This window comes from Nocardioides albus (assembly GCF_014648255.1).
GTDB classification, from domain to species: Bacteria; Actinomycetota; Actinomycetes; order Propionibacteriales; family Nocardioidaceae; genus Nocardioides; species Nocardioides albus.
In genome coordinates this window covers 446,065-456,829 of record NZ_BMQT01000005.1, presented here as the reverse complement: position 1 = coordinate 456,829, position 10,765 = coordinate 446,065, and the positions used below count along the sequence as shown (strand labels likewise).

16 protein-coding genes are annotated in these 10,765 nt (G+C 68.5%); 14 read left to right on the top strand and 2 right to left on the bottom strand.

From position 1 onward, the window contains the following. The coding region (locus IEY84_RS13460; protein WP_229788638.1) for a hypothetical protein at positions 1-279 on the top strand (279 nt) is incomplete at its 5' end. Positions 280-366: 87 nt separating this feature from the next. Then, positions 367-555: a hypothetical protein gene (locus tag IEY84_RS13455; protein ID WP_183552248.1), complete on the top strand. Its 189-nt coding sequence runs from the start codon at positions 367-369 to the stop codon at positions 553-555. Between the two features lie 24 nt (positions 556-579). Here IEY84_RS13455 and IEY84_RS13450 read toward each other — a convergent pair whose 3' ends face one another. Beyond that, entirely contained in the window at positions 580-1,116 is a 537-nt protein-coding gene (locus IEY84_RS13450; protein WP_183552250.1) for a phosphotransferase-like protein, read from the bottom strand. Beyond that, positions 1,113-1,958, bottom strand: coding sequence for a GntR family transcriptional regulator (locus IEY84_RS13445; RefSeq protein WP_183552251.1), 846 nt, complete (start codon positions 1,956-1,958; stop codon positions 1,113-1,115). Before IEY84_RS13445 ends, IEY84_RS13450 begins: the two co-directional genes overlap by 4 nt. Before the next feature lie 197 nt (positions 1,959-2,155). Here IEY84_RS13445 and IEY84_RS13440 point away from each other — a divergent pair, with 197 nt between their 5' ends. The 12 genes from IEY84_RS13440 (at position 2,156) to IEY84_RS13385 (ending at position 10,743) form a co-directional block, all read left to right on the top strand. After that, positions 2,156-2,428 carry a DUF6284 family protein gene (locus tag IEY84_RS13440; RefSeq protein ID WP_183552253.1) on the top strand — a complete coding sequence of 91 codons (273 nt, stop codon included), beginning with the start codon at positions 2,156-2,158 and terminating at the stop codon, positions 2,426-2,428. Positions 2,429-2,448: 20 nt separating this feature from the next. After that, a complete protein-coding gene (locus IEY84_RS13435) occupies positions 2,449-2,661 on the top strand; it encodes a hypothetical protein (RefSeq protein ID WP_183552255.1) in 213 nt (70 codons plus the stop codon). Further along, positions 2,658-3,020, top strand: a complete 363-nt coding sequence (locus tag IEY84_RS13430; RefSeq protein WP_183552257.1) for a hypothetical protein — start codon at positions 2,658-2,660, stop codon at positions 3,018-3,020. The genes IEY84_RS13435 and IEY84_RS13430 overlap by 4 nt, the downstream gene beginning before the upstream one ends. Continuing rightward, positions 3,020-3,529, top strand: coding sequence for a hypothetical protein (locus IEY84_RS13425; RefSeq protein WP_183552260.1), 510 nt, complete (start codon positions 3,020-3,022; stop codon positions 3,527-3,529). Before IEY84_RS13430 ends, IEY84_RS13425 begins: the two co-directional genes overlap by 1 nt. Next, positions 3,529-3,735 (top strand): hypothetical protein, encoded by a 207-nt coding sequence (locus IEY84_RS13420; protein WP_183552263.1) that lies wholly within the window; start codon positions 3,529-3,531, stop codon positions 3,733-3,735. The genes IEY84_RS13425 and IEY84_RS13420 overlap by 1 nt, the downstream gene beginning before the upstream one ends. After that, positions 3,732-3,935, top strand: coding sequence for a hypothetical protein (locus IEY84_RS13415; RefSeq protein WP_183552266.1), 204 nt, complete (start codon positions 3,732-3,734; stop codon positions 3,933-3,935). The genes IEY84_RS13420 and IEY84_RS13415 overlap by 4 nt, the downstream gene beginning before the upstream one ends. 27 nt (positions 3,936-3,962) lie before the next feature. Continuing rightward, positions 3,963-6,155: a cell division protein FtsK gene (locus IEY84_RS13410; protein ID WP_183552269.1), complete on the top strand. Its 2,193-nt coding sequence runs from the start codon at positions 3,963-3,965 to the stop codon at positions 6,153-6,155. 165 nt (positions 6,156-6,320) lie between these two features. Further along, positions 6,321-6,623: a hypothetical protein gene (locus tag IEY84_RS13405; protein ID WP_183552272.1), complete on the top strand. Its 303-nt coding sequence runs from the start codon at positions 6,321-6,323 to the stop codon at positions 6,621-6,623. A 94-nt stretch (positions 6,624-6,717) separates the two neighbouring features. Then, positions 6,718-7,812: a helix-turn-helix domain-containing protein gene (locus tag IEY84_RS26935; RefSeq protein WP_183552275.1), complete on the top strand. Its 1,095-nt coding sequence runs from the start codon at positions 6,718-6,720 to the stop codon at positions 7,810-7,812. Next, entirely contained in the window at positions 7,809-8,195 is a 387-nt protein-coding gene (locus tag IEY84_RS27085) for a WhiB family transcriptional regulator (protein ID WP_183552278.1), read from the top strand. The genes IEY84_RS26935 and IEY84_RS27085 overlap by 4 nt, the downstream gene beginning before the upstream one ends. Beyond that, positions 8,195-9,181 carry a bifunctional DNA primase/polymerase gene (locus IEY84_RS13390; RefSeq protein WP_221209307.1) on the top strand — a complete coding sequence of 329 codons (987 nt, stop codon included), beginning with the start codon at positions 8,195-8,197 and terminating at the stop codon, positions 9,179-9,181. The genes IEY84_RS27085 and IEY84_RS13390 overlap by 1 nt, the downstream gene beginning before the upstream one ends. After that, on the top strand, positions 9,181-10,743 hold the full coding sequence (locus IEY84_RS13385) for a DNA cytosine methyltransferase (RefSeq protein ID WP_183552281.1): 1,563 nt from the start codon (positions 9,181-9,183) through the stop codon (positions 10,741-10,743). Before IEY84_RS13390 ends, IEY84_RS13385 begins: the two co-directional genes overlap by 1 nt. The last annotated feature ends 22 nt before the right edge of the window (positions 10,744-10,765 follow it).

The window sequence follows — 10,765 nt, the reverse complement described above, 5'->3', positions numbered from 1 at the left end:
CCCGAGGACCTGCCTCCCGGCACCAGCGTGAAGAAGTTGGCCAGCAACGGCGCCCTGAAACTGGGGCGGGTCACCTACATGGTCGGCGGACAGCACGGCTTCCAACACGTCTTGGTCATCACCGACGGCGACGCGACCGGCGACAAGATCACCGTCGCCGACCTACAAGGCGAGATCCTCATCGAGCACACCCGACCAGCCCCCGAAGTGACCTACGTCGGCAACGGCAGACCCCGCGGACCACGCCCCAACAACCCCGAACCGTCACCAAAGTCCTGACACACCAACCGTCACCGATGTCCTGATACGGAACTGTCACTGATGTCCCGAGACATCACAGGCGTTTCTTCGACGTACCATCCGACAGTGACCTATGTCCTGCGTTCCCGCGTACGCCCGCGACTGACTGACCCCGCCTTCAACGACCACGAGCCGCGCGAGCTGACCGCCACTGCCGAGACCTACGGAGTCGCCCTCGCACAACTGCGCGACCAGGTGCCCGAAGGTTGGGTGCTACTCGGCATCGAGCGCCACGACGAGCAGCCCACCAGCTAGAGGCCGAACCACGCACCATCTCGGTCAAGCACGAACCTTCGTGTCGATCATGCTGGCCACAAACTCCGGAAACACCAGCGACGTATCAACCCGGACGTCAGCAGCGTCGAGCTTCGGCGTCTCGTGCCACGCCTCCATGCGCATACGCTGGACCAGAGCGGAGTCGCCGCGCTTCTTCAACCTGCGTTCAGCATCGTCGACAGGGCACCACAGTTCAACCACTGTCCACCTGACCTCCGGGAACGCAGTCACCACCGCTTCGACAGCCTCCGGTTGCCCGAGGTGAATGACGGGTATTCCGCTGTCAAGCGCCTCAGCCAGGCCCGGGCGGTCGACAGCGTAGATCGCCCCGTAGCGCCGGTTCTCCCAGATGACATCCCGCCGCAACCGAAGCTCGTTGAGCGCACCTTTCGTGACCATCCGGTAGGCGTCCTCATTCCCCGAGCCGACCTTGATGCGCGCGAAGTGGACGTAGTCGACTGATCGCTCGCGGAGCGCGTGATCAGTCGAATCCTTTCCCGCGGCCGGCGGACCATAGAGGATCACACCGCGCGTGATCATGATTTCTCTCGCTCAGCGAGCGTTGCCAGCAGTTGCTCTGCCTGAGCCTTGAGCGGCTCAGCCGACAGCGAGTTGTCGATCACGTGGTGGTCTACGCCGGGTCGGAAGTCGAGGTCGATGCCGTTGATGTACTCATCCCAGGTGGCAAGCTTGTGCGCGTCCCGAGCGGCCCCGCGTCGGCGTACGTAGGTCAGCATCGTGTCCGCATCGCAAGCAACCCATACCAGCGTCATTGGCAGACCGTCATCGGCGAACTGCGCCTTCTCACGAGCAAGCCACGAAGCGTCAGAGAACTCCCGGATGAACGGCGCGGTGATCACAGCGCCAGCGCCGCATGACGTGTTCTCGTGTGCTGTCGACATCAACGCCTCGTACTCACGGGGACGGATCTTCGACAGGTACGTCTCCGACTCTCGATCGCTCGATTCGGATCCAAGCGCCTCTAGTGCGACCTCGACAACCGGCCGGGTCGTCGTGTCCTTGTCGATGATCATCCACCCCGTGAGGCGGGTAAGGATGCGGCCGAGCTCAGTCTTGCCACTGCCTGCGTAACCGCCAATCAGCAGCGCTCGAGGGGGCACCTTGACCACCTTGGGCGTGAGGTGCGCCGACCGCACGATTCGGCGCGACCGGGACTGGTTTTCGACAAGTCCCATCTCAGCCAGCGCCTTCATCGCTTCGTTGACCGTCCAGATGCTCGCACCCGCCTGCTCGGCAAGCGCGCGGGTCGATGGCATGACCTCGCCGTCTCGCAGAACACCCGCCTCAATCTGGTTCTGAATGTCGCGCGCGATCCGCTGTTGCAGTGCACCCGACAGGGCATCGATCGGCCCGTCTGTCATGTCTCTCCCTAGCCCGCATTGCCATTCAGTCCGCGTGTTCTCACCTAACATTTTCGCTGACAACTGTTGCACGGTCCACGCCTCGCAGTGAAATTTCTCGCGGAAACTTCGACCTAACAGTTGACATGTTCTGCCATTCAGTTGTTAGGTAGATCACGGATGGCCACCTGGCCACCAGCCACCGAAGGGCAAGAGGAATGAACGACACACGAGACGAGCCGACCGGGGATGACCTGGCCATGATCGAGGCCGAGATGCTTCTGATCGCCGCTGGCGTCGACCTGGTCGACGCGGAGTGCCGCGTACTGACCAGCCCCTCTGACGCGCTCGCCCGGCGAGCCCACCGCAGGGCCATGAGCGCACTGCTGTCCCTCCTGGTTCAGCAGGCCAACCACGACGCGGCCTTGGCGGTCGCGCCTGCCTACACGATCACCAACCCTGGCCCAGCCGCTCCGGCTGAGGCTGCCTGATTCTCGGAAGGAACCACGTCATGATCACCGCACCTCTGTTCATCATCTTCTTGCTCGTCGCGTTCTTCATGGTCCGCTGGGGAGGCACCCACCCCGGCGTCCTCGCCTTCGGCGCCGTGCTCGGCCTCTCGCTGGCCTCGACCACGATCGGCGCTCCGATCCTCGATGGGATCGAGTCCGGCATGGCGGCGGCTCTCTCTGCCGCCTCCAACATCGCTGGTGGTGCCCGATGAGTGCCGCGAAGTCGTGGGACCTGACCTGGGTCGCGACCCTGCTTGAGGGTCTCCCGAACGTCGAGCTGCACGGGTTCTCCGTCGACGCCGAGCCGCGCCTGGCCGTCGCCAAGGCGGTAGGTACGTCTGGTCGGCGGCCGGTGGTTCGGTTGTCGATCCGCCCTGCTGGTTACGAGGCGGCGCGGGTTCTGGCTGAGTCTCTGCACCTGTCCGAGCACATGACCGCTGACACCGAGGACGGTCTCGGGTTGCTGGTGCGCCACACCTGGGCGGGCTGGGAGCCGAACGCCTCGACCGAGGTCGATGTGTGGGTCGAGATCTCCACGACCCAGCGGGTCTGGTCCGAGGCGGTGGCCTGATGAGCGCGCCGATCTCCGAGGGGCGTGGCGAACTCGCCCAGAGTCTGCGTGAGTGGGCCCGTGGCCTGTACTCGCTGGAAGCGGCCGTCGAGCTGCTGATCTGGTTCAACCACGGTCGCCTCCTGGACGGCTCCTGGATCGAGCATGACTCCGAGGGCGCTCGCTACTGGTTCAGCGCCGACATGGTGCCGACCGATGGCGGTGAGCTCTCCGGAGGCGAGCGCCGTGTCCTGGAGATCGCTGCGTCCCTGGCAGAGCCGAGCCTGGCCAAGGTCGGCCTGGGCGACGGCGTCACTGGTCTGGACCGCGATGCCCTCGACCTGATCCTGGCCGCGATCGCCCACGCCGGCGGATCCCACGAGCACTCCCGCCCGGTCTTCGGACTCGACGGCACCTACGCCGGCACCCGGGAGCTCCCCACGCTCCACGACTGGCCCACCGGCCGTTTCGAGGACGTCAACCACACGAACACCACCACCGAGAACCCCACCAAGAAGGGAACGAAGTAATGAGGATCAACAAGGCTGCAGCCCGGGCGGATTTCGCGAAGTCGGCTGCCAAGGATCGTCGGGCGGCCGACGGCTGGTCGTCTGCGGCTAAGCGGTTCGCTGCGCAGGGCAAGCCCGATGCTGCCAAAGAGGCCGCGGACCTCGCAAAGGTCCACCGCGCCCGTGCCAAGCAGGCCGAGAACTACAAGTTCCCCGACGAGCGGTGAGCGAGGAGCGATGCGGGGCATGCGAGCAACTGCGTCGTGAGCTGTTCCTGATCCAGGAACGCCTCGGGCTGCTGATCCAAGGCCTGGCCGCCGTCGTGGCCCTCCTGGACGCCGAGCAGACCGAGCCGACGATGCCGAAACACCGGCTCCTCGCGATCGTCCACCACCGCCTGACCCACCTGCTGAACCAGACCAGATGACCACGGGACCTAGGAAGGAACCGAGCAGTGACTGAGTACCAGAGCAACACCATCGGCCTCGACCACGCCAACGACATTGCCGACGACACCGGCGAGTTCGGTGAGGTGATCCCGTTCGACCGGGGCACCGATGCCGAGCGTGTCGACATGGTCGATGGGACCGTCGTGGCCGTGGTCGATGACCTCGACCGCACCGTCGTTGCCACCGACGGCAACGCCGACGGCGACGAGGAAGCGTCTGGTGAGCCGGACGACCTGCCGTCCTCGATGACCTGGGCTGCGCCCGACCGTGCCAGTGGTGAGCGTGCCCCGGTGATCCCGCCGTGGCTGCGCTCCGGGCAGGCCCGTAAGGCTGCGGCACGTCAGGCTGTCTCGACCGCGCGCTACTACACCGCGTTCCATGCGGTGCGTACGCCGCTGTATGCGACCAAGACGCTGGGCTACTCGCTGGTCGGTGTTGGGCGGGTGACTGGCAAGGTCACCCGGTGGGCGCGGGCCGAGGAGGGCAACTACGAGCTGCGCCAGCAGGCCGCCGCCTCCAACGACGCCTACACCTGGCAGGCCCTGAACAAGGTCCGTGCCAGAGAGGCACGCGGCCGACTGTGGGCACTCAGCCTCGCCGTGTGCACGCTGCTGATCCTGGCCACGATCCTGCTCACCACCGGCCTGCTGGCCGGCCCGGTTCTAGGGGTGAGCCTGGTCGGTCTGATGCTGCTGTTCGCCCACCTGGGGCGTCCTGCTGACAAGCCGATCCTGGGCCGTGTGGCCACTGGTCGGAAGTTCACCAAGCTGACGGGCGACCTGGTCCGCAACGCCCTGGTCGCCCTCGCGGTCCGCGGGATCACGGCACCGGAGCAGGTCGAGTTCTGCCACCCCGGCATCCACCGCGACGGCCCCGGCTGGCTCGCCCGCGTCAACCTCCCCGAGGGCGTCACCGCTGTGAAGGTGCTGGAGAAGCGCGACGCCCTCGCGGCTGCGCTGCGGCTCCCGGTCGACCAGGTCTGGCCCGCCGCCGGCCCCGACCACCCCGGCCAGCTCGACCTGTGGGTCGGCTACCACCCCGCGTCGAAGACCGGGCAGCCGCTGTGGTCCCTAGCCGGCGACGCGGTCTCGACCTCGTTCTTCGAGTCCGCCGAGTTCGGCACCGACGAGCGCGGCCGCCCCGTGGAGACGACCATGTTCCAGCGCTCCTACCTCCTCGGCGGCCAGCCCGGTTCGGGTAAGTCCTACGCCGCGCGTGCGCTGGTCGGGATCGCGATGCTCGACCCGACGTGTGAGTTGAAGATCTGCGAGTTCAAGGGCACCGGCGACTTCCTCGACCTCGAGGACCTCTGCTCCACCTACGTGTGCGGCGTCGACGACGAGGCACTCGACCAGGGCGTTGCGCTGGGGCGTTGGCTGGTCACCGAGGCCGAGAAACGCGGCCGCCGGATCCTGGCAGCTCGTAAGCGTGGCGAGGCCCCTCAGGGCAAGGTCACCCCCGAGCTCGCCGCCAAGCCCGGCTCCGGACTCCACCCGGTCTGTGTCCTGATCGACGAGGCCCACGAGCTGTTCCTCTACTCCGCTGACGCGGCCGGGAACATCGAACGCGCCATCAAGCGGCTGCGTGCTCTGGGTGTCTCGGTGATCCTGGCGACCCAGATCCCGGACAAGTCCAGCCTGCCGCCGGGCATCACCCGCTGTGTCACCAACCGCTGGTGCCTCTCGGTCGCTGGTCAGGTCGAGAACGACATGATCCTCGGCACCGGCGCCTACAAGCGCGGCCTGACCGGCACCGTCTACCGGCCCGTCTTCGACGCCGGCTGGGGCTGCATGACCGGCGGCGCCGCACCCGTCGCGGTCCGCTCCCAGTTCCCCGACGAGGAGACCTGGGCAGGCATGGTCGCCCGATCCGCCTCCCTGCGTGGCGGGAAGGTCGTCGGTGCCCCGATCGAGACCGCACCCGCCCGCGACCTGCTCGCCGACCTGACCGAGGTCGCCGCCTCCAACGGCCAGCACTGGGACACCGCCGCCGAAGCCCTGGCCGAGACCTGGCCCGAGGCCTACCCCCACCTCACCGCCGCTGCGCTCTCGGACATGGCACGCACCGCCGGACTCGCCTCGGTCAACGTCAAGATCACCGGCGAAGTCCGCCGCGGCTACCGCCGCACCGACCTGGTCAAGCTCCGCACCACCCGCGACGAGGCCACCCCTGTCGAAACCGAGGGAGGTGAGGACTAGGCCCCGGACCGAGGTAGCGCGGGAGGTAACGCCCCCGCTACGGGTAGCGGCCCCGCTACCCACCCCGCTACCACCAAACCCGGCCCTGACCAGCACACATGTTCGAAAGTAGCGGTAGCGACCCCTGAGCCGCACCCGCCGGAAACCCTCCAGGAGACCAAACCGATGACACCGCTCACGCTCGCTACCGCGACCGTCCTGGTCGCCCTGGCCGCCGCGGGGATCTACGCCGCGATCTGCTCCACGCTCCCGTTCACCCGCTGCCGCCGCTGCGAGGGCACCGGATACCGCACCCGCACGAACGCGTTCGGCCGCACCAAGCTCCGGCCGTGCCGCCGCTGCAGTGGCGCCGGCACCCACCTGCGCGCCGGCCGCCGCCTCTACTACCTCGCCCGCGACATCCACGCCGAGGCAACCACCACCGTCCTCCCGGCCCGCGACAGCAAACCGCACAAGCCCGGCTGGTAACCCGCCTCCTCGCCCTCGCTCTGGGCCGCCAACTGGCCCAGGTCCCTACCCGACCCATGCCTAAAACACCAGATCAGAACAGGAATCCGCCCTCATGAACACCCGCACCCACTACACCGAAAACCGCCCCCACGAGCACACCTCAACCACGACCACCAGCACCACCGGCCGCCCCACTGGTCGCCCCTCTGGGCTGGCTGTCGTCGGCTACGGCATGACCGCCGTCGGGTTCGTCCAGGTCGCCGTGACCATCGCACCGCAGGTCGCCGAGATGATCCCCTCCGCCGGCGCCGCCGCACCCGCTGTCGGCGTCGCGGTCGCCCTGGCCGCCGACGTCGTGTGGGCAGCACTGGGACACACCACCATCGCCGCCTACAAGTCAGGCCAGCGGGCCGCCGCCTACGGCTTCGGAGCCGCCACCGCGGCCGCTGTCGCCGTCTCCACGGTCCTGCTCGCCGCGGTCGGACACATGGGCCCCTGGTCCGCGATCCCGGCCCTGGCCGCGCTGCTGCTGGTCGCCGACGGGATCCGCGACCAGGTCACCGTCTCCCCACAGACCGCCGCGACCATCCGGGAACGGACCGCGCAGATCCGCGACCAGCGCGCCCTGGCCGTCATCGAGGCCCGCCACGCCGCCCACATGGAGACCATCACCGGCTACGGCGAGTCCGCCCGCCTCGCCGCCCGTACTCACGCCCTGGCCGAGATCAAGGTAACCGTAGAGAAGGCCGAGAACCGCGCCGCGTTGCGGCTCTCCAAGTCGGCCGAGAAGCACGCAGCCGGAGCCGTCGCCTACCGCAAGTTCCTCGCCAGTCGCCCCGCTGACACCCCTGACACCACCCCGGACAACTGGGGTGACATCGAGGGTGACACCGACCCGGAAAACCAGCCCGACGCGATCACCGTCTCGACCGCCGCTGTCGCCCCCGCTGTCACCGCTGTCCCGAACCTGACAGTCATCGCTGACACCCCTGACACCGAGGACGACCACAACGACGACACCGGCCGGTGCGCCGTCTGCGACGAGGCACTGGGCGAGGAGGACGGCGACCAGGTCCACCCGGCCTGTGCCGCCATCGAGCTGCGCGCCGTGGGGATGCCCGTGCGCGAGGTCGCCGGACTCCTCGACGTCTCCGACCGGACCGTCCAGCGCTGGACCAATGCCCAGGCTGCCGGAGGTGCCCGATGAACACCACGACCGCTGCTGACCAGCACTGGCGTCTCTCCGCGCTGTGTGCCCAGACCGACCCGGAAGCGTTCTTCCCCGAACGCGGGTCCAGCCCCGCGGCTGCCAAGAAGGTCTGTGCCGCGTGCCCCGTCCAGGCCGCCTGCCGTGCCGAGGCAGCTCGGTTCGGTGACGTGATGGGCGTATGGAGCGGCACCACCGAGAACGAACGCAAGCGCGCCCGCCGCGCCAGTGCTCCCATCTGCCCCGGCTGTGGCCGCGAGTTCACCCGCACCAGCCCGACCGCCAAGTACTGCGGCGACCTGTGCCGCCAAGCCGCTCGCAACGCCACCAAGACCGCCTCCCAGAACCGCCGCACCGGCACGAGCCCGAGGAGGGCCGCCTGATGTACGCCGCACCCCAGACCCGCCCGATGCTCGCCGGAGCCCTGGCCGCCGCTGCCCGTGGCTGGCACGTGTTCCCTCTACTACCGAACACCAAGCGCCCCGCACGCCCCGACCACCGAGCCGCCGACTGCACCGGCACCGACCCCCGCTGCCGCGACGGGCACACCGGCTGGGACGCCCGCGCGACCACCGACGAAACCCGGATCCGACGCGCCTGGGCCGAGGACGCCCCGACCTACGGTCTCGGGATCGCATGTGGTCCCTCCGGCCTGGTCGTGGTCGACCTGGACACCGCCAAGCCCGGCACCAAGATTCCGGAGCCGTGGAAACGGTTCGGGATCACCACTGGGGTCGAGGTCCTCGACCACATCGCCGGAGCCTGCGGCGGCACGATCACGCCCACGTTCACGGTGCGTACTCCCTCAGGAGGCACCCACCTCTACTACCGAGCTCCCGAGGGCGTCCGGTTCGGGAACACCGCCGGGACGATCGGATGGCTGATCGACACCCGCGCCCAGGGTGGCTACGTCGTGGCCCCTCCGACGATCATCGCGACCAGCACCGGCACGAGTTGCTACGCCGTGGTCGAGGACAGGCCGCCGGCTCCGCTGCCGCTGTTCCTGCTCGACCTCCTGGGCCGCCAGCACCGGCCCATCCCGGCCGGGCCGACGAGGATCCCGGCCGCAACCGACCGGCTGCCCGCCTACGTCAAGAGCGCGGTCACCCAGGAGGCCGCCAACGTCGCCAGCGCCCCAGCCAAGCAGCACAACACCCGGCTGTTCGTCTCGGCGAAGTCGCTCGGACAGCTCATCGCCGGAGGCGTGCTCGCCGAACACACCGCCTACGACGCCCTCACCAGCGCCGCGCACTCGCTCATGGGCCCCGGATGCGACTGCAACCCCCGCGAGATCGACAACACGATCCGATCCGGGTTCCACGCCGGAGCCGCCAACCCCCGCACCCTCAGCTCGAGGAAGGCTGCCTGATGTCCCTGACCGCTGTGGACTACTTCTGTGGCATGGGCGGCTCCTCCTCGGGGCTGGTCGAGGCCGGATTCGAGGTCCAGGTCGCTTTGAACCACTGGTCCCGTGCAATCGAGACCCACTCCGCGAACCACCCGAACACCGAGCACCTGTGCGCCGACATCCAGCAGGTCGACGTCCGATATCTGCCCAAGGCCGACCTGCTGTGGGCCAGCCCGATCTGCACCGAGCTCTCGCAGGCCGGGGGCCGCAAGAAGCCCCGCGACCACGACCAGCCTGGCCTGTGGGAGGAGCACGGCCACGTCCCGGCCGAGGCATTCGAGCGGACCAGGGTGACGTTCTGGGAGGTGCTGCGCTACGCCGAGGTCCACAACCCCGCGGTGATCTTGGTCGAGAACGTGGTCGAGGCCGCTGACTGGCACCTGATCGGCACTTGGCTGCACGGGTGGACCAGCCTCGGCTACGACGTCCAGCTCGTCTGCGTCTCTGCTGCGCACGTCGGTGGCGAGGAGAACGATCCCGCTGCGCAGTGGCGTGACCGGATCTACTTCGGGATCACCCGCAAGGACGTGCCCCTGCTCGACCTGGAGCCCCGCCCGCTGGCGTGGTGTGAGAAGTGCGGCCGCGACGTCGAGGCCCGGCAGTGGTGGAAACCTCGCGCTAAGCGGATCAACGGGATGCCCGTCGGGAAGTACGGGCCGCAGTACCTCTACGTGTGCCCCGAAGGCGACCACGGACCCGTCGAGCCCTACGTCGCCCCGGCCGCCTCGGTGATCGATTGGACCGACCTCGGCGTGCGCATCGGCGATCGCGAGGCCCACGGGCTGCGCGACCTTGGGCCCAAGACGATGGCCCGCATCAAGCTCGGTCTCCAGACGATCGCCGACCCCGTCCTGATCGGCGCCGGCGGCAACACCTGGGACGCCGCCTCCGGCGCGAAGAACTCCTATCTGCGTGCCTGGCCGCTGCTGGAGTCCCCGACCCCGGCTCAGGTGACCGCGATCCAGAACGGCATCGCGATGAGCGAACCGTTCGTCACCATGAGCCGCAAGCACGGCCGCAACCACCCCGTCTCCGCTGGCCCCGTCCCGACGTTCAGCGCGGGCGGTTTCCACCATGGCCTGACGATCCCGCCGGGTGCGTTCGTCTCGGCCCACCACGGCGGCTACGCCACTGCCGACCCGTCGATGAATAAGCCGGTCACCGAGCCGCTGCGCACCCAGACCGCCCAGCTCAACAAGTCGCTGGTGATCCCGTACCGCAAGGGAGCCAAGCCCTACCCCGCCACCGCCGACGCGCTCTCCACGCTCGCCACCCGGGAACAGCACGCCCTGCTCCAGGCCGCGATCGAGGTCGAGGACTGCTACTTCCGGATGCTCAAGCCCCGCGAGGCCGCCAACGCCCAGCGATTCGCCCGCACCTACGTCATCACTGGCAATCAGGGCGAACAGCAGATGCAGGCCGGGAACGCGGTCGCGGTCAACGTCGCCTCCTGGCTCGGCCGCCGAGCAGGCGACGCCCTCGGCTGGGGAACCAGCCACCGCACTCACCAGACAGCCGCCTGAACACGAGATCGAGAGGTCCCCA

What these genes read in the sequence shown, in the direction of transcription:
- IEY84_RS13390 (WP_221209307.1), top strand. Translation starts at nt 8,195, where the DNA reads ATGTACGCCGCACCCCAGACCCGCCCGATGCTCGCCGGAGCCCTGGCC.
- IEY84_RS27085 (WP_183552278.1), top strand. Translation starts at nt 7,809, where the DNA reads ATGAACACCACGACCGCTGCTGACCAGCACTGGCGTCTCTCCGCGCTG.
- IEY84_RS13445 (WP_183552251.1), bottom strand. Translation starts at nt 1,958, where the DNA reads ATGACAGACGGGCCGATCGATGCCCTGTCGGGTGCACTGCAACAGCGG.
- IEY84_RS13425 (WP_183552260.1), top strand. Translation starts at nt 3,020, where the DNA reads ATGAGCGCGCCGATCTCCGAGGGGCGTGGCGAACTCGCCCAGAGTCTG.
- IEY84_RS26935 (WP_183552275.1), top strand. Translation starts at nt 6,718, where the DNA reads ATGAACACCCGCACCCACTACACCGAAAACCGCCCCCACGAGCACACC.
- IEY84_RS13435 (WP_183552255.1), top strand. Translation starts at nt 2,449, where the DNA reads ATGATCACCGCACCTCTGTTCATCATCTTCTTGCTCGTCGCGTTCTTC.
- IEY84_RS13385 (WP_183552281.1), top strand. Translation starts at nt 9,181, where the DNA reads ATGTCCCTGACCGCTGTGGACTACTTCTGTGGCATGGGCGGCTCCTCC.
- IEY84_RS13420 (WP_183552263.1), top strand. Translation starts at nt 3,529, where the DNA reads ATGAGGATCAACAAGGCTGCAGCCCGGGCGGATTTCGCGAAGTCGGCT.
- IEY84_RS13440 (WP_183552253.1), top strand. Translation starts at nt 2,156, where the DNA reads ATGAACGACACACGAGACGAGCCGACCGGGGATGACCTGGCCATGATC.
- IEY84_RS13405 (WP_183552272.1), top strand. Translation starts at nt 6,321, where the DNA reads ATGACACCGCTCACGCTCGCTACCGCGACCGTCCTGGTCGCCCTGGCC.
- IEY84_RS13450 (WP_183552250.1), bottom strand. Translation starts at nt 1,116, where the DNA reads ATGATCACGCGCGGTGTGATCCTCTATGGTCCGCCGGCCGCGGGAAAG.
- IEY84_RS13430 (WP_183552257.1), top strand. Translation starts at nt 2,658, where the DNA reads ATGAGTGCCGCGAAGTCGTGGGACCTGACCTGGGTCGCGACCCTGCTT.